This window comes from Pseudomonas sp. TMW22090 (assembly GCF_022496665.1).
Taxonomy (GTDB): Bacteria; Pseudomonadota; Gammaproteobacteria; order Pseudomonadales; family Pseudomonadaceae; genus Aquipseudomonas; species Aquipseudomonas gregormendelii.
In genome coordinates, this window is record NZ_SCFH01000001.1 from 1265509 (window position 1) to 1288340 (window position 22832).

Here is a 22832-nt window from a genome sequence, read left to right on the forward strand (position 1 = left end):
GAGCTCTGTACAGCAATAAAATGAACCCTGAGCGACCCTGCCCGCCTAACTGAAGGACTATCAGGAGGTGGCTTATGCAAATCGAAACGATCTGGATCGTACTCGCGGCAGTTCTGGTGCTGGTCGAGTTGTGGGCGATTAATCGGGTGCGTAAAGCCGAGGGCAAGTCGAGTAACAAGCTGGTGTGGATTGTGGTGATCGTCTTTGTGCCACTGTTCGGATTGCTGGCATGGGCCATGGCCGGACCCAAGCACACGGCACGCAACCCGCATTCACCACAGGCCAGGCAGTAAAGCCGGCGACACTCGCCTATAAATCAAAAAAAGCCCCGACGATTCGGGGCTTCGTTATTTCAACTGACATACACCTCCCGTAGGAGCTGCCGAAGGCTGCGATCTTTTGATCTTGGCGTCCGTAAATCGCGTAGGAAATCTACTCCTGCCGCAAGAATCAAACAGCGTGGCTTGGAACCGCCTGTGACAGAGCGAGCTGCGGACGCAGCCTTCGCCACCTGCTGCAGCCCGCAGTGATATCAGAAGTTGGCCGGGGTGTTGGCGCTGATGATTTCCGCTTCATCCTGGCCAATATTGCGGAAACGGTGCGGCAGCGTCGTCGGGAAGTAATAGCCATCACCCGCATTGAGCACGCTGATCTGGCCATCGACGGTCAACTCGACCGTGCCGCGCGTCACCAGCCCACACTCCTCGCCTTCCGAATGCACGATGGGCTCCTCCCCCGAACTCGCCCCAGGTGCGTACTGCTCGCGCAACAGGCGCATCTGCCGACTCGGCACCGATGCACCGATCAGCAGCAGCCGCAACCCGTGACGGCCGAGATCCGGCTGTTCGCTGGCGCGGAAGACGTATTGGTGCTCGCGGGGCGGCTGGTCGAAGGTGAAGAAGTCCGCCAGGGACATGGGGATGCCTTCGAGCAGTTTTTTCAGGGAACTGACGGAGGGACTGACGCGATTCTGTTCGATCAGGGAGATGGTCGCGTTGGTGACGCCGCTACGCCGCGCCAGCTCGCGCTGGGAGAGTTTGTAGCTTTCGCGTACTAGTTTGAGTCGTGAGCCCGTGTCCATGACAGCCTTATGCGAGGAAAACTTAAGGGTTATGGGGGTGGATGGCGGGCGACTTGTGGCCGCGAAGGTACCGCTTCCCTGTCCCGGAGATTTGAAAGTCGGGTATTAAATCACGTTTGGGGGTGTTGCTGTAGGAGCGAGCTCGCTCGCGAAGATCGTCCAGACAACACGTTCGTGCAGACAACGCGCGTTATCGTTGACGCCCATCGCGAGCGAGCTCGCTCCTACAGGGAGGCGCCTGCTTTAGATACCGAAGCGATCACGCAGCGCGTAGTACGCGGCGCCCATGGCGGTCAGCGGGGCCTGGAAGGTGCGGCCGCCGAGCATGGGCATGTGCGGCAAGGAGGCGAAGGCGTCAAAGCGTTCGGCGTCGCCGCGGATCATTTCCGAGATCAGTTTGCCGGCCAGGTGCGAGCAAGTGACACCGTGGCCGCTGTAGCCTTGCATGTAGTAGGCATTTTTCTCGATGCGACCAAATTGCGGCATTCGCGACATGGTCAGCAGGAAGTTGCCGGTCCAGCGGTAGTCGATCTTCACGTCCTTGAGCTGCGGGAAGGTCTTGAGGATCTTCGGCTTGATCAGTTGTTCGATGTCGTCCGGCTCTCGTGCACCGTAGACCACGCCACCACCGTACAGCAGGCGGTTATCGGCGGTCAGGCGGTAGTAGTCGAGCAGGTAGTTGCAGTCTTCGACGCAGTAGTTGTTCTTGATCAGGCTGCGCGCCACCTGTTCGGACAACGGCTCGGTGACGACGATTTGCGAACCGCACGGCATGCTTTTACTGGTCACTCGATTGTCGAGGCCCTGCGGCAGGTAGGCGTTGCCGGCGATCAGCAGGTACTTGGCGCGCACTACGCCCTTGGCCGTACGCACGGTGATCGGCTCGCCGTAGGTGATTTCCACCGCCGCCGATTGTTCGTAGATCTTGCCGCCCAGGCCGATGATCGCCGAGGCTTCGCCAAGCGCCAGGTTGAGCGGGTGAATGTGGCCGCCCTGCATGTCGAGCAGACCGCCGACATAATTGTCGCAACCGACTTCACGCTTGATGTCGGCCGCATCGAGCATTCTCAGGTTATTGTTGCCGTAGCGTTCCCAGCTGCTTTTCTGCTCCGTCAGGCCTTTGAGCTGCTTCTTGTTCAGCGCAGCGAAGATACCGCCCGGCTTGTAGTCGCACTGGATGTCGTAATGCTGTATGCGCTGGCGAATGATGTCGGCGCCTTCGAAGATCATGCTGCCGAGCACTTCGGCGGTCTTGTCACCGTAACGCTCTTCGATCACGTCGACGTCGCGGCTGTAGGAGTTGACCAGTTGCCCGCCGTTGCGACCACTGGCACCAAAACCGACTTTGGCGGCTTCGAGCACGGTCACGCTGTAGCCCGCCTCGCAGAGGAACAGTGCCGAGGACAAACCGGTGTAGCCGGCGCCGATCACGCAGACGTCGCAGTCCACCGCTTGTTCCAGCACCGGGAAGTCGCCGGTGAAATTGCGGGTGGCGGCGTAGTAGCTGTTTACATGTGTCTGTTTCATAGGTTTCTCCGATGGCCGCTGGCATGTGCCGGCGGCCGTCGCTTTTTTAAGGGTTCAGAGCTTGATCCAGGTCGCTTTCAGTTCGGTGTACTTGTCGAACGCATGCAGCGATTTGTCCCGACCGTTACCCGACTGTTTGTACCCGCCGAACGGCGCGGTCATGTCGCCACCGTCATACTGGTTGACCCACACGCTACCGGCGCGCAAGCCGCGAGCGAAGGTGTGGGCCTTGCTCAGGTTGCTGGTCCAGACACCCGCCGCCAGGCCGAAGATGCTGTCGTTGGCGATGGCCAGGGCTTCTTCAGCGGTATCGAAGGTGATCAGCGACAGCACCGGGCCAAAGATTTCCTCCCGGGCGATGGTCATGGCGTTGGTCACACCGTCGAAAATCGCCGGCTCCACATACAGTCCACCGGTGGCTTCCAGGGTGCGACTGCCGCCCGCGATCAGTTGCGCCCCCTGGTCTTTACCGACCTGGATATAACGCAGCACGTTGTCCAGTTGACGCTGATCAACCACGGCACCGACAGTGGTTTGCGGATCAAGGGCGTGCCCCGGTTTCCAGGCCTGCAGTGCCTCCACCAGTAGCGGAATAAACTGCTCGCGAATCGAGCGTTCCACCAGCAACCTGGAGCCGGCGGTGCAGACTTCGCCCTGGTTGAAGGCGATAGCACCCGCAGCCGCCTGGGCCGCCGCGCGCAGGTCCGGCGCGTCGGCGAACACCACGTTCGGGCTCTTGCCGCCCGCTTCGAGCCAGACGCGCTTCATGTTGCTTTGCCCGGAATAGATCAACAGCTGCTTGGCAATCGCGGTGGAGCCGGTGAACGCCAGCACATCGACGTCCATGTGCAACGCCAGGGCCTTGCCGACGGTATGACCGAAGCCCGGCAGTACGTTGAACACGCCTTTGGGGATGCCGGCATCGAGCGCAAGCTGCGCGATGCGGATGGCGGTCAGTGGCGATTTTTCCGAAGGCTTGAGGATGAACGAGTTGCCGGCGGCGAGCGCCGGGGCGAACTTCCAGCTGGCCATGATCAGCGGGAAATTCCACGGCACGATGGCCGCCACGACACCGGCAGGTTCGCGGGTGATGAGGCCAAGCTGGTCGTGGGGCGTGGCGGCGACTTCGTCGTAAATCTTGTCGATGGCTTCGGCGCTCCAGCGGATCGCGTTGGCGGTCGCCGGGATGTCGATGTTCATCGAGTCGTTGATCGGCTTGCCCATGTCGAGGGTTTCGAGCAGGGCGAGTTCTTCCTGGTGCGCCAGGATCAGGTCGGCGAAGCGGATCAGGATGCGCTTGCGTTCGGCCGGGGCCAGATTGGCCCAGATGCCGGATTCGAAAGTACGGCGCGCGACCGCCACGGCTTCGTTGGCGTCGGCTTCGTCGGTGCTGGCGACGTTGGCCAGAAAGCGGCCATCGACCGGGCTGGTGCATTCGAAAGTGTCACCGCTGAGCGCTGCGCGGTATTGGCCGTCGATGAAGGCGCGGCTTTCGATGGAAAGGGACTGGAAGCGTTGCTCCCAGTCGCTACGGGTGTTTGTCATGGTTGTGACTCGACGCAGGGAATTAGTGATCGCTGGAATGAATGCCCTGTAGGAGCTGCCGAAGGCTGCGATCTTTTGATCTTGATCCTTGAAAAGCAAAGTCAAGAGATCGCAGCCTTCGGCAGCTCCTACAGGGTTATTCGCCCGCCATCAAAGATGGGTGTTGGCCAATCAAACCGTATGCAGGTACCAGTTGTACTCAAGGTCCGAGATGGAGTTCTCGAACTCGGCCAACTCGCTTTCCTTACACGCCACGAACACGTCGATGTACAGCGGGTCGATGTAGCGCGCCATGACTTCGCTGTCGTCCAGCTCGCGCAATGCGTCGCGCAGGTTGTTGGGCAGGCTCTGCTCGTTCTGCTCGTAGCTGTTGCCTTCCACCGGTGCGCCCGGTTCGATTTCGTTGGTCAGGCCATGGTGAATGCCGGCCAAAACCGACGCCATCAGCAGGTACGGGTTGGCATCAGCGCCGGCAACGCGGTGTTCGATACGCACCGAGTCCGGCGAACCGGTTGGCACCCGTACTGCCACGGTACGGTTGTCGATGCCCCAGCTCGGCGAGTTCGGTACGTAGAACTGCGCGCCGAAGCGACGGTACGAGTTGACGTTCGGGCACAGGAACGCCATCTGCGCCGGCAGGGTCTCGAGCACACCGCCGATCGCGTGTCGCAGCGCGGCGTTCTGCTCGGGATCCTCGCTGGCGAAGATGTTGTTGCCTTCTTTATCCAGGATCGAAATGTGCACGTGCAGACCATTGCCCGCCTGGCCCGGATACGGCTTGGCCATGAAGGTGGTGTCCATCTCATGGTCGTAGGCGATGTTCTTCACCAGACGCTTGAGCAACACCGCGTAGTCGCAGGCCTTTATCGGGTCGGACACGTGATGCAGGTTCACTTCGAACTGCGCCGGGGCGCTTTCCTTGACGATGGCGTCGGCAGGGATGCCCTGCTCCTTCGCGCCTTCGAGGATGTCTTGCAGGCAGTCGACGTACTCGTCCAGGTCGTCGATCAGGTACACCTGGGTAGACACCGGACGCTTGCCCGATACCGGTGAGCGCGGCGACTGCGGACGGCCGTTCACGTTGTCCTGGTCAATCAGGTAGAACTCAAGCTCGAACGCGGCGCAGATGGTCAGGCCCAGGTCGTCGAACTTGCGCACCACGTTGGCCAGCACTTCGCGGGGATCTGCGAAGAACGCCTGGCCTTCGAGTTCGTGCATGGTCATTAACAGTTGCGCGGTTGGGCGCTTCTGCCACGGCTCAATGCTGAGGGTGCCAGGGATAGGGAAACAGATCCGGTCAGAGTCACCGATATCCAGGCCCAGGCCGGTGCTTTCCACCGTAGAGCCGTTGATGTCCAGGGCGAAGAGTGACGCCGGGAGGTTGATGCCTTTTTCGTAAACCTTATGAAGACTGGTGCGCTCGATGCGCTTGCCGCGCACCACACCGTTCATATCCGCAATCAGAAGGTCGACGTACAAAACCTCAGGATATTTCTTAAGGAATGCGTTTGCTTCGTTGAGTTGAACGGTACGCAGGGGGACCGACATGATGCACCTATTAGCTGTTAATTATTATGTTCACTACCTTGTTGCGAGCCCAGTCAATCCGAAAGGCCAAGTGAAGTCAATAGCGAACACCTGGCCTGTAAAGCTTTATTTTCGGGCCTTTTACGGGGACGAGAGTGCCAAATCACCCGCGCACACCGCGCATTTCCTGAGGATCGGACGCTCGGCGTTTAGAATTTTTTACATGGGAGTTGTTAATTAAAATCAACAAGGCTAAGCTCCGGAAAAGCTCGTTCAAGTGTGAAACTTCGAGGTGATAAAAATGGCATTCAAGCCATTGATCGGCGTTACTGCGTGCGTCAAACAGATTGGCCTGCACCCCTACCACATCAGCGGCGACAAGTACCTGCGTGCTGTCAGCGTCGCTGCGTCGGGGTTGCCTGTGGTTATTCCTTCCCTGGGTGAGCTGATCGATATCGAGGACCTGCTAGGGCAACTCGACGGCCTGCTGCTGACCGGCTCGCCCTCGAATGTGGAGCCTTTCCACTATCAAGGCCCGGCCAGCGCCCCCGGCACGGATCACGACCCGGCGCGGGATGCCACCACCCTTCCCCTGTTGCGTGCGGCCATTGCCGCGGGCGTTCCGGTGCTGGGCATTTGCCGCGGCTTCCAGGAAATGAACGTGGCGTTCGGCGGCAGCCTGCATCAAAAGGTTCATGAGCTGCCGGGCATGCTCGATCACCGCGAAGCGGACAGCCCGGAACTGGCCGTGCAGTACGCACCCGCCCATGCCGTGACCACCCAGCCGGGCGGCGTGTTTGAAGCACTGCAGTTGCCCGCCGAGTTCATGGTCAATTCGATTCACAGCCAAGGCATTGATCGACTGGCACCCGGGCTGCGCGCCGAAGCAGTTGCGCCGGACGGTTTGATCGAAGCGATTTCGGTGCAGGACAGCCCGGCGTTCGCGCTCGGGGTGCAGTGGCATCCGGAGTGGCAGGTGCTGGCGAATCCGCCTTACTTAAATATTTTCCAGGCGTTTGGCAACGCGTGCCGGCAACGGGCTGCGCTGCGTAACACTCGCTGACCTGAAATCAACTCTTTACTGCCCCCGTGAGTCTGCGGGTGCGTCTTTACGCACCCGTGACTGGCGAAACAACACACTGCGATAACAACAAGTACGACCCAGGCAGCCAGGATGGCGGCGCCGAACAAGCCAGGGCCGATGGGGTATCCCCCGTAGGAGCTGCCGAAGGCTGCGATCTTTTGACTTTGTTCTTCAAGATCAAAAGATAAAGAGATCGCAGCCTTCGGCAGCTCCTACAGGGGTCGCCATCAGCTGACAGCCCAGGTTTGCAATTCACTCTTAAGTCAGGCCGCGTTGGCCCGACGACTGAAACCTGTTGGGAGTTTCACATGGCAAACGCCTCCAGCATCTACAGGAAGGCTCTTGAAGGTCACCAGGCACCGAAAAAGGTGCTGGTGAAAGTCGACCGCGTCACCAAGAAATTCGACGAAACCACCGCAGTCGATGACGTCTCGCTAGAGATCCATCAAGGCGAGATCTTCGCCCTGCTCGGCGGTTCCGGCTCCGGCAAATCGACCCTGCTGCGCATGCTCGCAGGCTTCGAGCGGCCGACCGAAGGACGCATCCTGCTCGACGGCGTCGACATCACCGACATGCCGCCGTACGAACGGCCGATCAACATGATGTTCCAGTCGTACGCCCTGTTCCCGCACATGACCGTGGCGCAGAACATTGCCTTCGGCCTCAAGCAGGACCGTTTGCCTGCCAGCGAAATCGACGCCCGCGTTGAGGAAATGCTGCGCCTGGTGCACATGACCCAATACGCCAAACGCAAGCCGCATCAACTGTCCGGCGGCCAGCGTCAGCGCGTGGCCCTGGCCCGCTCCCTGGCCAAGCGGCCGAAGCTGTTGCTGCTCGATGAGCCGATGGGCGCACTGGATAAAAAGCTGCGCTCGCAGATGCAGCTGGAACTGGTGGAGATCATCGAGCGGGTCGGCGTGACCTGTGTGATGGTGACCCACGACCAGGAAGAGGCCATGACCATGGCCCAGCGCATCGCGATCATGCACCTGGGCTGGATCGCCCAGATCGGTAGCCCGGTGGACATCTACGAAGCACCGGTCAGCCGCATGGTGTGCGAATTCATCGGCAACGTGAACGCCTTCGAAGGCACCGTGGTTGAGGACCTCGAGGGTCACGCGATCATTCACAGCAAGGACCTGGAACAGAAGATCTACGTCGGCCACGGGGTCAGCACCTCGGTCCAGGACAAGTCGATCACCTACGCCATCCGCCCGGAAAAAATGCTGGTCAGCACCACCCAACCGGAGTTCCGCTACAACTGGTCCAAGGGCAAGGTCCACGACATTGCCTACCTCGGCGGCCACTCGGTGTTCTACGTTGAATTGCCCGGCGGCAAGATCGTGCAGTCGTTCATGGCCAACGCCGAACGCCGTGGTGCGCGCCCGACCTGGGACGATCAGGTGTTTGTGTGGTGGGAAGACGACAGCGGCGTGGTACTGCGCTCATGAGAACCTTCAACCAGCAATTCCTCAGACTGGTGCCCAGCGGGCGCAAACTGGTCATCGGCATTCCGTTCCTGTGGTTGTGCCTGTTCTTCCTGTTGCCGTTCTTTCTGGTGATGAAGATCAGCTTCTCGGAAGCGGCCCTGGCCATTCCGCCGTACTCGGAGATCTACACCTTCGCCGAGCAGAAATTCCAGCTGCTGCTCAACCTTGGCAACTACTCGTTGCTGACCCAGGACGAGCTGTACATCTCGGCCTACTTCGGTTCGCTCAAGGTGGCGTTCCTGAGCACCCTGATGTGCCTGGTGCTCGGTTTTCCGATGGCCTACGCGATCACCAAGGCGAGCAAGGAAACGCAAAACGTCCTGTTGCTGCTGATCATGATGCCGACCTGGACCGCGATCCTGATCCGCGTGTATGCGTGGATGGGCATCCTCAGCAACAACGGACTGCTCAACGCTTTCCTGATGTGGACCGGCCTGACCTCGCACCCGATCGAGATCCTCAACACCAACACTGCTGTGTATATCGGCGTGGTGTACGCGTACCTGCCGTTCATGGTGCTGCCGCTGTACGCCAACCTGGTCAAGCATGACAACAGCCTGCTGGAAGCCGCCTCTGACCTGGGCTCGAGCAACTTCAACAACTTCTGGAAGATCACCGTGCCGCTGGCCAAGAACGGCATCATTGCCGGCTGCATGCTGGTGTTCATTCCTGTGGTCGGCGAGTTTGTGATTCCGGAGCTGCTCGGCGGCCCCGAGACCCTGATGATCGGGCGCGTGCTGTGGCAGGAATTCTTCAACAACCGTGACTGGCCGGTGGCTTCCGCCCTGGCGGTGGTGATGCTGTTGATCCTGATCGTACCGATCCTGTTGTTCAACCGTAGCCAGGCCAAAGAGATGGAGGGTCGGGGATGAAACGCTTCGGATTTTCAAAGTTCATGCTGATTTTCGGCCTGTCGTTTATCTACCTGCCGATGCTGATCCTGGTGATCTACTCGTTCAACGCCTCGAAACTGGTGACGGTATGGGGTGGCTGGTCGGTGAAGTGGTACGTCGGCCTGCTCGACAATACCCAGCTGATGGGCTCGGTGCTGCGCTCGCTGGAAATCGCCTGCTACACCGCGATTGCGGCGGTGGCGCTGGGGACCCTGGCGGCCTTCGTGCTGACGCGGGTCACCCGTTTCAAGGGCCGTACCCTGTTCGGCGGCCTGGTCACGGCGCCCCTGGTGATGCCGGAAGTGATCACCGGCCTGTCGCTGTTGCTGCTGTTCGTCGCCATGGCGCAGTTGATCGGCTGGCCGATGGAGCGTGGCATCGTCACTATCTGGATCGCCCACACCACCTTTTGTGCCGCTTATGTCGCGGTGGTAGTCTCCGCCCGCTTGCGGGAGCTGGACCTGTCCATCGAAGAAGCCGCCATGGACTTGGGGGCCAAGCCGTTCAAGGTGTTTTTCCTGATCACCATTCCGATGATTGCGCCGTCACTGGCGGCCGGCGGCATGATGTCGTTTGCCCTGTCACTGGATGACCTGGTGCTGGCAAGCTTCGTCTCCGGGCCGGGCTCGACGACCCTGCCGATGGAAGTGTTCTCGGCGGTGCGCCTGGGGGTGAAACCTGAGATCAATGCGGTCGCCAGCCTGATTCTGCTGGCGGTGTCGATCGTGACGTTCATGGTCTGGTATTTCAGTCGTCGCGCTGAAGCCACGCGCAAACGCGCGATCCAGGAAGCGATGGACCAGACGGCCAGCGAGTCGTGGCAGCCTGGTAAGCGAATGGCGGGTGCCACCGCTTGATGTAGGAGCTGGCGCAGGCTGCGATCTTTTGATCTTGCTTTTATAGAAGCAAAAAAGATCGCAGCCTCGTTTCACTCGACAGCTCCTACGGGGTCCGGCGGGGTCCGATAGGGTCCTGCGGGGTCCTGGGGAGTGACGGGGACGTCGGCGGACGGTTTTAGGTTGATTGCAATGTTGCTTTGCGTACTTGAATAAAAAGAAATGGAGTTGTACCGATGAAAATGTTTGGCAGGACTTTGCTGACACTGGCTTTATCAGGCGCAATCGCCACCGGCGCCCAGGCCAATGACAAGGTGCTGCGCGTGTACAACTGGTCGGACTACATCGCCCCGGACACCGTGAAGAAGTTCGAAGACGAGACCGGTATTCGTGTCACCTATGATGTGTTCGACAGTAACGAAACCCTGGAGGCACGGCTGCTCGCCGGCAAGTCCGGCTACGACATCGTCGTGCCGTCCAACAGTTTCCTCGCCAAGCAGATCAAGGCTGGGGTTTATCAGGAGCTGGACAAGTCGAAGCTGCCGAACTGGCAAAACCTCAACCCGGTGCTGTTGAAAAACGCCTCCGCCAGCGACCCGAATAACGCGCATGCCTTCCCCTACATGTGGGGTTCGATCGGCATCGGCTTCAACCCGCAGAAGGTCAAGGAAGTACTCGGCGCCAACGCCCCGACCAATTCCTGGGACCTGCTGTTCAAACCGGAAAATGCGCAAAAGCTCAAAGCCTGCGGCATCAGCTTCCTCGATTCGCCGACTGAAATGCTCCCCGCCGCCCTGCACTACCTGGGGTATCCAGTGAACTCCCAGGACAAGTCGCAGATCGCCGAAGCCGAGGCGCTGTTCATGAAGATTCGGCCATCAGTGGCGTACTTTCATTCCTCCAAGTACATCTCCGACCTGGCCAACGGCAATATCTGCGTGGCCGTCGGTTACTCTGGCGACGTGCTGCAGGCCAAGGCCCGTGCCCAGGAGGCCGGCGGCAAGGTGACGGTCGACTACAGCATTCCCAAGGAAGGCGCCGGCAGTTTCTACGACATGGTCGCGATCCCCCGGGACGCGGCGAACGTAGACAACGCCTACCTGTTCATGAATTTCCTGATGCGCCCGGACATCATTGCCGAGATCACCAACAACATCGGCTACAGCAACGCCAATTCGGCGGCGACGCCATTGGTGGACGAGGCGATTCGCGATGACCCGGGGTCGTACCCGTCCCAGGCGGTCATCGCGACCTTGTATGCCATTCCGGATATGCCGATCGGGGTCCAGCGGGTGATGACACGGGGCTGGACCCGGGTAAAGCTCGGCAAATAACACGACTGCTCGCGTAGGAGCTGCCACAGGCTGCGATCTTTTGATCTTGACAAGAGCACAACAGATCAAAAGATCGCAGCCTTCGGCAGCTCCTGCGGGTATCTGCGGCAAAAATTTTCCGTTCCGGCAGCGCCTTACCACCGCTGCATTTCTTTCATGAAGAACGGCCTCACCTGGCTCCCTCGGCTCAGGTGAATTTGGCGCCCTCCTCGGGCGCTTTTTTTATGCGCCGCCGAACGGCCAGTCGGCCAGCGCCCGATAACGCCCCTTGTGGGACTCAAACAAAACGAATCGATCAGCCCGCAGAAAAAACGCCGGCGGCGTCTCCGACTCGGGCTCTTGCCCCCGGTAATCGCGCATCAGCGTCAGGTGCGGGCGGAACTCCTTCGGCGCATTCTCCAGTCCGAACGGCAGCATCGCCTGTTCCAGCCCATACACCAGGCGCAGCAACGGCGCAGGTGCCTGCTCCGACGCCAGCACCAGCGCGCCGGCCCGGCGCCAGGCATCCAGGCGATCAAGTTCAACCCGCAGGGGCTCATCCGGCACCGCAACCTTGCCAGCCGCCGTGCAGATCTCGGCGATCTGCGCCACGCTGACCGAACCGAGAAACAGCAGCGTCAGGTGAAAATTTTCCGCTGGTACCGGGCGCCCGGTCCTCAATTGCAGCGCGCTGCGCCATTGGGCGATGGCCTTGCGCTGGGCAGGTGCACAGTCCAGGGCGAAAAACAGCCGCTTGGTCGGCTCGTGGGCTTCGTCGCTCATGCCTGGCAGCTCCTGATAGGCAAGTTATAGTTCAGACAACCCCATCAACGGGAGCGGGTCATGCGAGAGATCATCAGCAAGGAACCCTGGTGGGCAATGCCACCGCGGCCGGGTCAGGACGAGTCCGAGCTGGACTGGGGATGGCTGGTCCACTATAGCGAAGGTGAACCGCGTTTTGAGTTTATCAAAGAGCGCCCCACGGACATCGAGATCCGCAACCGCAAGAGCTGCAGGATCACCCCGTCGGCGGAGTGACCCTGCGCCGGGCCTCAGGCCTGCACGATCATGTTAAATCCGCCGAACACCATGCGCTGGCCGTCGAACGGCATCGGGTTGACGTCCGGCTGCATGCGCGGGTCGGACATAAGCTTGTTCATGCCGGCATCGCGGGTGGCCTTGTCCGGCCAGACGATCCAGGAAAACACCACGGTTTCGTCCTCCTTGAGTTTCACCGCCATGGGGAACGACGTGACCTTGCCGTCGGGCACGTCATCACCCCAGCATTCAACAACGCTCAAGGCACCGTTTTCCTTGAAAATGACCGCGGCCGACTCGGCGTGCTTCCTGAATTTTTCACGATTGGCGGTGGGTACTGCAGCGATCAAGCCATCAACGTAAGACATGGTTATTCTCCTGCCGGGGGTAGAGGGTCGAGCTGCTGGCTAGTCGATTCCGTCGGGCTCCAGTCGACAGCTGCGCCATGGGATCCGACCGACGGCTGTTCGACCCTCCCGCCAAGGTTCCCCTCCACCTGCCCCGCCATGTACAAGGTGCCGGCCATCACTCCGGTCGTCGGGTTCTGCACCAGCTTCTGCCAGGCCTTGTCGAAGGTGTTGCCCAGGCTATTGCGGATCAGCGCCTCGCTGTCGGGGCGGTCGTTGGCCCGGATGATTGCGCGTATGCCCGCCACCCCCACCGTGATCAAGCCTCCCGCCAGCTTGCCGGCGGCTGCGGCCACGGCACTGGCGGCGCCGCGCGGGGCCATTTCGGCCTCCATGCGTTGACTGGCACGCTTGGCCACGGGCGCCATGGCCGTGTCCGTCGAACCCACGCCCTTGTCACCACCGGCGACGTGAATTTTTTCGATCAGCGCCGAATACGCCGGCAGTGTATTGAGATCGGTGTGAATGACCTGGTAAAGCGAAGCGTCCCGCGCAGCCGGTGGGCCCAGGGCAATGGCCGGGATCTTGTTGGCGCGGGCGTTGAGCTGGTCCATGGGCACGCGATGACGCTGGGCAATCACCTGCAGCTGCTGGCCCATGAGCTGCACGTAGAACTCGGTGGCCTGATGCAGAATCGCATCCGGGTCGACCTCGACGGCCACCGGCGCCAGCACCCTTTCCTGGTATTCATCAAGCAGGTACTGCGCGAGGCGCTTGGCCGAGGCGTCCTGCTCTCCCTTGGCGCTGATGGTGTACCAGCTGACCTTCATCGACATCCATTCCTGGGTCCAGTAGCTGCTGAACCAGGGGATGAAGTTCTCTTCAGTCTGCTCGTAGATCCGCGTGCGCCAATGCTCCATGGAGCCACGCGCGAAGACTTTGGCTTGCTCGGTGGCCGAGCGGGAAGCCGCCACAATCTCTCGATCCACCTGTTGCCAGGTGGCCTGCGCCACGATGATCGGGGGTTGTCTGACAGGCGCGCGCTCAGGCGTGGCGCATCCCGCCACGACCAACAGCACGGCGACGATCAGCGAACGCAGGTTCAAGGTCGCGGCTTCCTGACAAACGCGAGGCCAAACAGGATGCTCGGCGCTCGCAGGGACTGTGGTTTGAGTATAGGCGGCGGTGGCGTGCGCCTTCAGATCGTTTTTACTTTCAGCACCGCCATCGCGGGCAACCCTAATCGTCGCACCGCCGCTCCCACAGGGGTTGATGGCGAACGCAGCAGTTGTGTGCGGCGGACATCCCTGTGGGAGCCGGGCTTGCCCGCGATGGCGTCGGTCAGTACACCGCCAAGACCGACCATCATTCCCATCGATAACCACCATCGCGGCGAATGCCTTCCGCAAAAATTTCGTCAGCGTAGGATCAATCCCATCAAGCCATCACCCCATACCGGAGGGGCCCATCATGTTGATTCATCTCCTGACCTGCCTGGCCCTGACGGCCGTCACGCTGAGCATTTTTTCCTGGCTCGTATTGTCCGAGGAGCAACCGTCATGATCCACCCCGTCACCCTCTCCGTGAGCTTTCCCATGTTTGGCAATAACTACTATTCCCAGCACGTGGTATCGCGCAAAGTGTTCGCGCTGGTGTTCGACAAACAGTTTGAAGACCTGCTGATGCCGGCCGCCGCCAATCACTTCAGTAACGAAGTGGTCGGCCTGAACGACCAGTTCCGCTTTCTCAACGACGTGCTGGCCGACCACCTGCTCAACCGCGCCACTACCGCGCAACCGGCACGGCCTTCGCAACAGGCGCAGCGGATAGTGGGCTGATCGTTCAGGGCCAACCCGGCGTAGCCCGATCGACGCGCCGATGGGCGCCTGGGTGCTCAGATCGTGCTCAGATTCATCCTGCTGCCCTTTCCCGGAACCCCTTCATGCAATGCTGACTGGATCACCGAATACACTCTATTGGCCTCTGCGGTGGTGATCGACCTCGAACAATTGCGCAACACCACACGCAGCAGCACGCTCTCCTGGCCCGGCAGTATGCCCAGCCGTTCAATTGCATGAGGTGGCAACTGGGCATATTTCCAGCGATTCTTGAGCTGGACCTCCTCAATCCAGCCAGAGCACTTGCCGGCAGCCAGGCAAATGCGTTCGGTCAACACCTCCTCACTCAGCCCTGGCGTGACCCCCAGCGAAACATCCCGGGCAATCGCCGGCGAACGTGACACGGGCACCCACGGCTTGAGGTCGCGCATCTGCGCCTGGACTTGCTCGTTCTGGTCGCGCAACAGGCGAATATCCGCGATGCCCTTGCGCAACATGGTCAGTCGATCCAGGCCCATGCCCAAAGCTAATCCGCCGTGGCGCAGCGGATCGATACCCAGTCGCTGCAACAACGATTCGGCGATGAGACCGCACTCCAGGACCTCGACCGGAATGCGCTCATTCAACACGCTTACTTCGATTCCACCCTCGGTGTAATGATGCCGACTGTCGGTGAAGATCCAGGATTTTTCCGGTACCGCCGATTGCATGACATCGTCGACCAGGCGCAGCAGATGTTCTCGAGTCGACATCGACGGATCGCCCAATACCCAGATGTCCATCTGGTGCGGCTGCGCGCAATGCCAGCGATCGCGACTGTCGCGCCGGAACGTGATCCCCGGCGCGGCCAGCAGGATCGTTTCCCCCGGCTGGCGCAATGCCGCCACTCGCTGCAGCGCGGCAGGAATCTGGCTGGTGGTTTGCGTGCGCAGCAGCGAGAACTCATCCACCCAGCAGGTGTGCGCACTGCCGAGCCTGACTTCTGCGGGATCGTAACCGAGCAGACCGTAATTATCTTCGGCAGAGACAATCCTCGGACCGGTCAACTCCTGCGCCACGGGCCAGCCCTTCGCCGCCAGCCCCCCGAGGACCTCGTCGACCAGCAGTCGCACGGCGTGGTCGGGGCTACCTTTTTCGGTCAGATCGACCTGGGTCAGGGCTTGGTGGACGGCGGCATACGCCAGGAATTTCTTGGGTGCTTGCACTAGGTGATCCTCTATCGACAGTCGTCCCCGGCCTCCTCTGAACAATGAAGCCTGCGGGTTAACGTAACGACACGAGGTGACCTGTCACAACCGAAAAAAGCGCAAAAAAGCATTTTCAGAATGGCGCTACAGACGCGTCCTACCGACGAGGTCCTGCTGACCGCCCCCCTGGAGCGGGCTTACTCCGGGCGGCGTTCCGACAAAGAGGCCGTGACATCCGACATCAACATCACCTGCCCCGCCACCCGTCACATCACCTGATTGCGCCCATTATGCTTGGCCCGGTACAGCGCATCGTCAGCGCGGACCAACAGGCTGTCGAGGGTGTCGTCGGGCCGGGCCAAGGCGGTACCGAATGACGCCGTGATGGTGTCCAGCAGCTTGCCATCGCCGCGGGTCTTGATGCGCAGGGACTGGATCTTCAGCCGCAGTTGCTCGGCGAAGGCCCGGGCGGTGGCGTGGTCGGGGCATTGCTCCAGCACCACGCAGAACTCTTCGCCGCCATATCGCGCGGCATGGGCATGGGCCGGCAAGGCGTTGCGCAGGGTTTGCGCGACATGCTGCAGCACCCGGTCGCCCAGGGGGTGACCATACTGGTCGTTGAACTGCTTGAAGTGGTCAATATCCAGGATGACCAACGCGAGCCCTTGCGATGGCCTGGCCAACGCCTGTTCCAGAACGTGCGTGAGCGCTGCACGGTTGAGCAGTTCGGTCAGGCCGTCGAGGGTCGCAGCCAGTTGTGCGCGCTGGAGCTTGTCGCGCAGGCTCTTGATCTCGTCCTGGGCGCTGTGCAACTGGGACAGGAAGCGCTCCTGCTGACTCTGCATCAGCCGGGTACTTTGCTGCAGTTCGCTGAGGATATCCGGCAAGCGCTCGTCGGCGGGCGCCTCGAGCATGTCCAGGCAATGACCCAGACTGGTCTGGAAACTGCGATTACCCTCCACACTGCGCGACACGTTTCGCGCCATGTCATCGACCAGATTGATGGCCTGCTGTTGACCCGCCCGCGCCACTTCCAGCTCGTCACGAATGATGTAGTCGCGAAACAGCTTCGAGGCGGACTCCGGCGGAAACTGCGGGAAATCCTCCAGCACCTTGTCCAGCTGGCGGTTGAGCTCCGGCACCTGGCCTTTGCTGTAGGTGTACCAAAGCGCGTAGTGCACCGGGTTAGGCGGGATGTTGTGACGAACCATCAGGGGGACGGCCTGCTTGAGCAGCGCCGCAGCTTCGCGGGAGTCTTCCGGGTACAGCGCTAGAACAGTCGCTCGCGTCTCTGTTTGGCTCATAACGTCACTGTAGTTATTCATCATTGGCAAATAGAAAACCCCCGGAGCATAACCGTCCGTCCGAAGCACGCATAGCCACTGGCCATAATTCACTGCGAAAAAGACGGGTTTACGCTGGCGCCGTACACCCAAACAAGGGCTAGGCTTTTCCAGTGAATCGGATTGCTCAACGGCTGCGCTTTCCCAGCTGCCGCGCACATCAACCATGACAAGCGCGGGCCAGGTCTGCTAAAACGTTTCATCTGCGCATCAGCCAATCCAGACGGGGTAGCGACATGACCACTGCACATATCCTTGACCACCTGTTCCCTGAAGCCGGCAGCATCCCGGAGAAATACCGCCTTGAGGGCCAGACCGAACAACGTGAATACCTGGTCGACGGCGAACTGAAAACCTGGAACGGCCCCCTCGCCCAGGTGCGAAGCCCGGTGTACCTGAGCAGCGATCAGGGCGACCAGCAGGTGATCCTGGGCAGCACGCCGCTGCTGGATGCCGAGACCGCGTTAACCGCCCTCGACGCCGCCGTGCGCGCCTACGACCGGGGCCAGGGTTTGTGGCCGACCATGCGGGTGGCCGAGCGCATCCAGCACGTTGAGACCTTTCTGCGGCACATGCGCGAACAGCGCGAGGCGGTGGTCAAGTTGCTGATGTGGGAAATCGGCAAGAACCTCAAGGACTCGGAAAAAGAGTTCGACCGCACCTGCGACTACATCGTCGACACCATCAATGCGCTCAAGGAACTCGATCGCCGCTCCAGCCGGTTCGAGCTGGAACAGGACACCCTCGGGCAGATCCGGCGTGTGCCGCTGGGCGTGGCGTTGTGCATGGGGCCTTACAACTACCCCCTGAACGAGACCTTCACCACGCTGATTCCGGCCCTGATCATGGGCAACACCGTGGTGTTCAAACCGGCCAAGCTCGGCGTGCTGCTGATCCGTCCGTTGCTGGAGGCGTTCCGCGACAGCTTCCCGGCCGGGGTGATCAACGTGATCTACGGCAGCGGTCGCGAAACCGTCAGCGCGCTGATGGCCAGCGGCAAGATCGACATCTTCGCGTTTATCGGCACCAACAAGGCCGCCAGTGACCTGAAAAAACTCCACCCCAAACCGCACCGCTTGCGTGCGGCCCTGGGCCTGGATGCAAAGAACCCCGGCATCGTCCTGCCGGAAGTCGATCTGGATAACGCCGTCAACGAAGCCGTTACCGGTTCGCTGTCGTTCAACGGCCAACGCTGCACCGCGCTGAAGATCCTGTTCGTCCATGAAGACGTGGTCGATGCCTTCATCGAGAAGTTCAACGCCAAACTTGCCACCCTTAAACCCGGAATGCCGTGGGAAAACGGCGTGTCCCTCACCCCCCTGCCGGAAGCGAGCAAGGTCGATTACCTGCATGCCCTGGTGGCCGATGCGCAGAGCAAAGGCGCCAGCGTGGTCAATCCCAACGGCGGTGAAACCCGCGCGTCCTTCTTCTACCCGGCGGTGTTGTACCCGGTGACGCCGCAGATGCGTGTCTACCAGGAAGAACAGTTCGGGCCGGTGGTGCCGATCGTGCCGTACCGTCATCTGGATACGGTGATCGACTACGTACTGGAATCGGATTTCGGCCAGCAGCTGAGCATCTTCGGCACCAACCCGGTGGCGGTGGGCCGGCTGGTCGACACCTTTGCCAACCAGGTCGGCCGGATCAACCTCAACGCCCAGTGCCAGAGGGGACCGGACACCTACCCGTTCAACGGCCGCAAGAATTCTGCAGAAGGCACGTTGTCGGTGCATGATGCCCTGCGGGTGTTTTCGATCCGCACACTGGTGGCGACCAAGTTCCAGGAAAACAACAAGGAACTCATCAGCGAGATCATCAGCGGGCGCAATTCAAGCTTCCTGACGACCGACTACATCTTCTGAGGACAGCCGATCTGACCCTATTCAGAACGCACCGACTGCCACCCCTGCTGCGCCGGTTACTGCGTCCGTTGCTGGACCCGTACCGGCGTTACCAACACGCCAGGCTGATCCATGCGGTGCGGGTTTCGCTCGGGCTGCTGGCGTCGATCCTGCTGACCACCGGCATCAACCTGCCCCATGGCGAGTGGGCGTCGGTGACGATGCTGGTGGTGATCGGGGGCTTGCAGCATCACGGCAACATCGGCAAAAAAGCCGCCGAGCGCGCGATCGGCACGCTGGTCGGTGCCGCAATCGGGCTGCTATTGGTGCTGCAGCAGAGCTGGCTGGGAATGCCGTGGCTGACCTATTTCGTGATGTCGGTGGTCTGCGGTTTTTTCTCCTACCACGCCATCGGCAAAGGTGGTTACACCGCACTGCTGGCGGGCATCACGGTATTTATCGTCGCAGGCCATGGGGACAACCCGGTCAGCGATGGCTTGTGGCGCGGGGTCGACATCCTCATCGGGATTGCCCTGGCGCTGGCGTTTTCCTTTGCCCTCCCGCTGTACGCGGTGTTCTCCTGGCGCTACAACCTGGCCGATGCCCTGCGCGACTGCGCGACCCTCTACGGGCGCATCATCAACGGCCAGTCGGTCACGGACGACGAACACCATCGACTCATGGGCCGCTTGAACAACGTGATGGTGCAACTGCGCTCACTGATGCCCTCGGTGTCCAAGGAAGTGAAGGTTTCCATGACCGAGCTCGACGCCCTGCAGCGCAACCTGCGCATGTGCGTGTCGACCCTGGAAATACTTGCCAACACCCGCCCCGAGGCCAGGGATCCAGCGGCCATGGGCCAGTTGCAAGCCCTGTTGAAAGCCGAGCACCGGCTGATTCGGGTGCAGCTGGTGGGCATGGCCCGGGCGCTGAAAACCGGCGCGTACCAGCGTCTCAACCGGCCTGTAGAGCCGGCGCCAGGCCCCAGCCTGGGCGAGCCGGTGTACAGCGCGCTGGACGGTAACCGGTTACTGATTCTGCAGCTGCTGGCCAACGTCGACCAGATGCGCCAACGCCTGGCGAAGACAGCGCCGCGGTGGAGTATTTGACCTACTGCGCCACCCGATGACGCAATCCCAGGTTCCACCCCTGCTGCATACCCGCCGCCGCCAGCAGAATCGCGGCGACGCCAATCCACTGCAGCATTTGCAGTTGATGACCAAACGCAAACCAATCGACAAAGATCGCCGCGATCGGATAGATAAACGACAACGCCCCGGTCAAAGCCGTGGGTAATTTCTGAATCGCCCCATACAGCAACACATACATTACCCCGGTGTGGACAATGCCCAGCGTCACCAGGCTGGCCCAGGCACTCGGCGCTTGCGGCAGCGCGGAAAAATGCGCAAACGGCGCCAGCAGCAGAACCCCGGTGCAGACCTGGATCAACGCGATCAAATGCGGCGCAGTACCGGTCAGGCGCTTGATGATCAAGGCCGCGATGGCATACAGAAACGCCGCGCCCAACGCCAGCGCGATGCCCATCAGGTAGTCATTGCCACTCTCGCCCTGAGTGCCGTGGGCACTGACAATCGCCAGCATCCCCATGAACGAAATGCCCAGCCAGAACAGTTTCTGCAGGGTAATTTTTTCATTGAGGAACACCGCCGCCAGCCCCACCAGCATGAACGGCTGGACGTTGTACACCGCCGTACCGATGGCAATCGATGCCCGGGAATAGGACGCGAACAGCAGCACCCAGTTGCCGACAATCGCCACGCCGCTAAGCACCGCCAGCAGAAACGTGGTGCGCGTCAACAGGCCGGGACGCAGGAAACCAAAGGCCGCGCAGATCAGCAGCAAGGTGCCGGCACCAAACACACAACGCCAGAACACCACGTCCAGCACCGGCTGCCCGGACACCAGCACAAACCAGCCGATGGTGCCGGAAATAAGCATGGCGGCGGTCATCTCGAATGACCCGCGACGGATTGATCTGTCCATCATCTGACTCCTGTAATTGAAGCCAGATTATGCCCATCAGCTACCCGGCGCCTCCATAGCAAAAAGCAGGCTAGAATCCCCATCTACCTTTTTTACAAAGGTGAATCTGATTATCTACCTAACGGAGGATTCGCCATGACCGACGACATCGACCAGGTGCTGATCAAGGCCCTCATGGCAGACTCGCGACGCTCGCTCAAGGCCCTGGCAGGTATCAGCGGCCTGTCTTCGCCCAGCGTGGCCGAGCGTTTGCGCCGCCTCGAAGAACGCGGCGTGCTCAAAGGCTACACCGTCGAGATCGACCCCAAGTGCTTCGGTTATCAGCTGCAGGCCATCGTGCGCATCCGTCCGCTGCCAGGGCAATTGCAGGAAGTGGAACGGCAGATCCAGGCGATCCCCGAATTCACCGAGTGCGACAAGGTCACCGGCGACGATTGTTTCATCGCCCGCCTGCATGTGCGCTCGATGGAACAGCTGGACACCCTGCTCGACCGCCTCAACACCCATGCTGAAACCAACACCGCAATCGTGAAAAAGACTCCGGTCAAACGCCGATTGCCGCCGATGGAATGAGTGATATTTTGTTGCGAAACACGTAGATTGGATGTTTTACAGCTAAGGATTGGCAGCATGAAAATTCAGGTCATGGCATTGGCAGCGCTGATGCTCGCGGGTTGCGGTACGGTCCAGACGGTGGCGCGCGGCGACGCAGTAGCCTCCAGGATTCTCAAGGAACAGCAGAGTTATTGCGGCGCAGTCCCGCGTATCTACAGCGGCGTGATCTTCGACTTCTGCTACCTCAATGCCCCGCTCGAAAGAGGCCGCGAAGCCAATACGCCGACCACCGCGCCGGCCATCGTCCTGGTCGATGTGTTGCTGTCCGGCGTGATGGACACCCTGGTGCTGCCTTACACGATCTACCGGCAACAGGCCGACGGCAGCATTATGGTTGCCCGGTAACCGGGGTTGCAGGCAATAAAAAACCCGCCGAGGCGGGTTTTTTATTAGAGCCTGCGATCAATCATCGCGGCTCATGATGCCGAACAGCTGCAACAAGCTGACGAACAGGTTGTAGATCGATACATACAGGCTGATGGTAGCCATGATGTAGTTACGCTCGCCGCCGTGAATGATGGCGCTGGTCTGGAACAGAATGCAGACCGAGGAGAACAGCACAAAACCGGCGCTGATCGCCAGCTGCAGGCCGCTGATCTGGAAGAAGAAGCTGGCAACTACCGCGCCCAGCAACACGAAGAAACCGGCAGTGATGAAACCACTGAGGAAACTCATGTCCTTGCGCGAGATCAGCACATAAGCCGACAGGCCGCCGAACACCAGCGCGGTCATTGCGAAGGCCGAGCTGACCACTTCCGCACCGCCCTGCATGCCCAGGTAGCGATTGAGGATCGGGCCGAGCAGGAAACCCATGAAACCGGTCAGGGCAAACGCCGACACCAGGCCCCACGCGGAATCACGGAGTTTGTTGGTCAGGAAGAAAAGGCCGTAGAAACCGATCAGCACCACGAAGATATTCGGGTAGCCAACACGCATCTGCTGGGCGACATAGGCCATCACGCCGCTGAATGCGAGAGTGAGGGCGAGTAGGCCGTAAGTGTTGCGCAGGACGCGGCTAACCTCTAGCTGCTCAGCCTGCACGCTGTTATTAACTGCGTAATCCTGTTCGCGCATGGCGACACTCCTGTTGGTTTGAAACGTTCAGTCGCAAAGATCATAACAGACGCCTTGTAACAAGCTACTCAGAGAGTTTGACAGTGTGTTTCATTCAGGTATTATGGCGCCCGCAACGCAAACGGAGGTGTGGCCGAGTGGTTTAAGGCAACGGTCTTGAAAACCGTCGACTGTAACAGGTCCATGAGTTCGAATCCCATCGCCTCCGCCATATTTGTACCGACAAAGCCCTGATTATTCAGGGCTTTG

General features: G+C 60.5%; 25 protein-coding genes and 1 tRNA gene. 14 read left to right on the forward strand and 12 right to left on the reverse strand.

Annotated elements, in window-relative coordinates:
• Positions 1–74: 74 nt before the first annotated feature.
• Positions 75–293, forward strand: a complete 219-nt coding sequence (locus EQV97_RS05760) for a PLD nuclease N-terminal domain-containing protein (RefSeq protein WP_201148051.1) — start codon at positions 75–77, stop codon at positions 291–293.
• 239 nt (positions 294–532) lie between these two features.
• Here EQV97_RS05760 and EQV97_RS05765 read toward each other — a convergent pair whose 3' ends face one another.
• From EQV97_RS05765 to EQV97_RS05780, 4 genes are all read right to left on the reverse strand, one after another.
• A complete protein-coding gene (locus EQV97_RS05765; RefSeq protein ID WP_045057658.1) occupies positions 533–1081 on the reverse strand; it encodes a cupin domain-containing protein in 549 nt (182 codons plus the stop codon).
• Positions 1082–1324: 243 nt separating this feature from the next.
• On the reverse strand, positions 1325–2608 hold the full coding sequence (locus EQV97_RS05770) for an FAD-binding oxidoreductase (RefSeq protein WP_122839555.1): 1284 nt from the start codon (positions 2606–2608) through the stop codon (positions 1325–1327).
• A gap of 54 nt (positions 2609–2662) precedes the next feature.
• On the reverse strand, positions 2663–4153 hold the full coding sequence (locus tag EQV97_RS05775; protein ID WP_240888626.1) for an aldehyde dehydrogenase: 1491 nt from the start codon (positions 4151–4153) through the stop codon (positions 2663–2665).
• A gap of 171 nt (positions 4154–4324) precedes the next feature.
• Positions 4325–5701, reverse strand: a complete 1377-nt coding sequence (locus tag EQV97_RS05780; protein WP_045057655.1) for a glutamine synthetase family protein — start codon at positions 5699–5701, stop codon at positions 4325–4327.
• Between the two features lie 280 nt (positions 5702–5981).
• On the opposite strand from EQV97_RS05780, the gene EQV97_RS05785 reads away from it, so the two are divergent.
• The 5 genes from EQV97_RS05785 to EQV97_RS05805 all read left to right on the forward strand — a co-directional run bounded on the left by EQV97_RS05785 (position 5982) and on the right by EQV97_RS05805 (position 11317).
• Positions 5982–6743, forward strand: a complete 762-nt coding sequence (locus EQV97_RS05785) for a gamma-glutamyl-gamma-aminobutyrate hydrolase family protein (RefSeq protein ID WP_122839553.1) — start codon at positions 5982–5984, stop codon at positions 6741–6743.
• Between the two features lie 329 nt (positions 6744–7072).
• Entirely contained in the window at positions 7073–8215 is a 1143-nt protein-coding gene (gene potA / locus EQV97_RS05790; RefSeq protein ID WP_045057653.1) for a polyamine ABC transporter ATP-binding protein, read from the forward strand.
• A 29-nt stretch (positions 8216–8244) separates the two neighbouring features.
• Positions 8245–9126: an ABC transporter permease subunit gene (locus EQV97_RS05795; protein ID WP_163019448.1), complete on the forward strand. Its 882-nt coding sequence runs from the start codon at positions 8245–8247 to the stop codon at positions 9124–9126.
• Positions 9123–10004 (forward strand): ABC transporter permease subunit, encoded by an 882-nt coding sequence (locus EQV97_RS05800; protein WP_122839552.1) that lies wholly within the window; start codon positions 9123–9125, stop codon positions 10002–10004. Before EQV97_RS05795 ends, EQV97_RS05800 begins: the two co-directional genes overlap by 4 nt.
• A 215-nt stretch (positions 10005–10219) precedes the next feature.
• The gene (locus tag EQV97_RS05805) at positions 10220–11317 is read left to right on the forward strand and encodes a polyamine ABC transporter substrate-binding protein (protein WP_240888627.1); all 1098 of its coding nucleotides are present in this window, start codon (positions 10220–10222) and stop codon (positions 11315–11317) included.
• A gap of 222 nt (positions 11318–11539) precedes the next feature.
• On the opposite strand, the gene thpR is transcribed toward EQV97_RS05805, so the two are convergent.
• A complete protein-coding gene (gene thpR / locus EQV97_RS05810) occupies positions 11540–12079 on the reverse strand; it encodes an RNA 2',3'-cyclic phosphodiesterase (RefSeq protein WP_122839550.1) in 540 nt (179 codons plus the stop codon).
• A gap of 60 nt (positions 12080–12139) precedes the next feature.
• Here thpR and EQV97_RS05815 point away from each other — a divergent pair, with 60 nt between their 5' ends.
• Positions 12140–12334, forward strand: coding sequence for a hypothetical protein (locus EQV97_RS05815; RefSeq protein WP_045057648.1), 195 nt, complete (start codon positions 12140–12142; stop codon positions 12332–12334).
• A gap of 14 nt (positions 12335–12348) precedes the next feature.
• Here EQV97_RS05815 and EQV97_RS05820 read toward each other — a convergent pair whose 3' ends face one another.
• The 3 genes from EQV97_RS05820 to EQV97_RS05830 all read right to left on the reverse strand — a co-directional run bounded on the left by EQV97_RS05820 (position 12349) and on the right by EQV97_RS05830 (position 14056).
• Positions 12349–12702 (reverse strand): DUF1428 domain-containing protein, encoded by a 354-nt coding sequence (locus EQV97_RS05820; protein WP_045057647.1) that lies wholly within the window; start codon positions 12700–12702, stop codon positions 12349–12351.
• Positions 12703–12704: 2 nt separating this feature from the next.
• Complete coding sequence (locus EQV97_RS05825) at positions 12705–13787, reverse strand: hypothetical protein (RefSeq protein ID WP_240888628.1); 1083 nt, start codon at positions 13785–13787, stop codon at positions 12705–12707.
• A gap of 92 nt (positions 13788–13879) precedes the next feature.
• Positions 13880–14056, reverse strand: a complete 177-nt coding sequence (locus tag EQV97_RS05830) for a hypothetical protein (protein ID WP_163019434.1) — start codon at positions 14054–14056, stop codon at positions 13880–13882.
• 184 nt (positions 14057–14240) lie between these two features.
• On the opposite strand from EQV97_RS05830, the gene EQV97_RS05835 reads away from it, so the two are divergent.
• Positions 14241–14519 carry a hypothetical protein gene (locus EQV97_RS05835; RefSeq protein ID WP_240888629.1) on the forward strand — a complete coding sequence of 93 codons (279 nt, stop codon included), beginning with the start codon at positions 14241–14243 and terminating at the stop codon, positions 14517–14519.
• Between the two features lie 56 nt (positions 14520–14575).
• On the opposite strand, the gene EQV97_RS05840 is transcribed toward EQV97_RS05835, so the two are convergent.
• Entirely contained in the window at positions 14576–15724 is a 1149-nt protein-coding gene (locus tag EQV97_RS05840) for a hypothetical protein (RefSeq protein ID WP_240888630.1), read from the reverse strand.
• A 120-nt stretch (positions 15725–15844) separates the two neighbouring features.
• Between EQV97_RS05840 and EQV97_RS05845 the strand changes: the two genes are divergently transcribed.
• A complete protein-coding gene (locus EQV97_RS05845; protein ID WP_240888631.1) occupies positions 15845–15985 on the forward strand; it encodes a hypothetical protein in 141 nt (46 codons plus the stop codon).
• Here the strand turns inward: EQV97_RS05845 and EQV97_RS05850 are convergent.
• A complete protein-coding gene (locus EQV97_RS05850; RefSeq protein WP_122839544.1) occupies positions 15973–17010 on the reverse strand; it encodes a GGDEF domain-containing protein in 1038 nt (345 codons plus the stop codon). The genes EQV97_RS05845 and EQV97_RS05850 overlap by 13 nt on opposite strands.
• Before the next feature lie 275 nt (positions 17011–17285).
• Between EQV97_RS05850 and EQV97_RS05855 the strand changes: the two genes are divergently transcribed.
• Positions 17286–18911 (forward strand): NADP-dependent glyceraldehyde-3-phosphate dehydrogenase, encoded by a 1626-nt coding sequence (locus tag EQV97_RS05855; RefSeq protein WP_122839543.1) that lies wholly within the window; start codon positions 17286–17288, stop codon positions 18909–18911.
• A 44-nt stretch (positions 18912–18955) separates the two neighbouring features.
• Positions 18956–19999 carry an FUSC family protein gene (locus EQV97_RS05860; RefSeq protein ID WP_240888683.1) on the forward strand — a complete coding sequence of 348 codons (1044 nt, stop codon included), beginning with the start codon at positions 18956–18958 and terminating at the stop codon, positions 19997–19999.
• 1 nt (position 20000) lies between these two features.
• On the opposite strand, the gene EQV97_RS05865 is transcribed toward EQV97_RS05860, so the two are convergent.
• Positions 20001–20894 (reverse strand): DMT family transporter, encoded by an 894-nt coding sequence (locus tag EQV97_RS05865; protein WP_240888632.1) that lies wholly within the window; start codon positions 20892–20894, stop codon positions 20001–20003.
• A gap of 135 nt (positions 20895–21029) precedes the next feature.
• Here EQV97_RS05865 and EQV97_RS05870 point away from each other — a divergent pair, with 135 nt between their 5' ends.
• Both EQV97_RS05870 and EQV97_RS05875 read left to right on the forward strand, forming a co-directional pair.
• Positions 21030–21467 (forward strand): Lrp/AsnC family transcriptional regulator, encoded by a 438-nt coding sequence (locus EQV97_RS05870; RefSeq protein WP_240888633.1) that lies wholly within the window; start codon positions 21030–21032, stop codon positions 21465–21467.
• A 57-nt stretch (positions 21468–21524) separates the two neighbouring features.
• Positions 21525–21854, forward strand: coding sequence for a YceK/YidQ family lipoprotein (locus EQV97_RS05875; protein WP_122839539.1), 330 nt, complete (start codon positions 21525–21527; stop codon positions 21852–21854).
• A 57-nt stretch (positions 21855–21911) separates the two neighbouring features.
• Here the strand turns inward: EQV97_RS05875 and EQV97_RS05880 are convergent, their stop codons facing one another.
• The gene (locus EQV97_RS05880; RefSeq protein WP_045057637.1) at positions 21912–22583 is read right to left on the reverse strand and encodes a Bax inhibitor-1/YccA family protein; all 672 of its coding nucleotides are present in this window, start codon (positions 22581–22583) and stop codon (positions 21912–21914) included.
• Positions 22584–22706: 123 nt separating this feature from the next.
• Here EQV97_RS05880 and EQV97_RS05885 point away from each other — a divergent pair.
• Positions 22707–22794 (forward strand) — tRNA-Ser (locus tag EQV97_RS05885).
• Positions 22795–22832 lie beyond the last annotated feature (38 nt).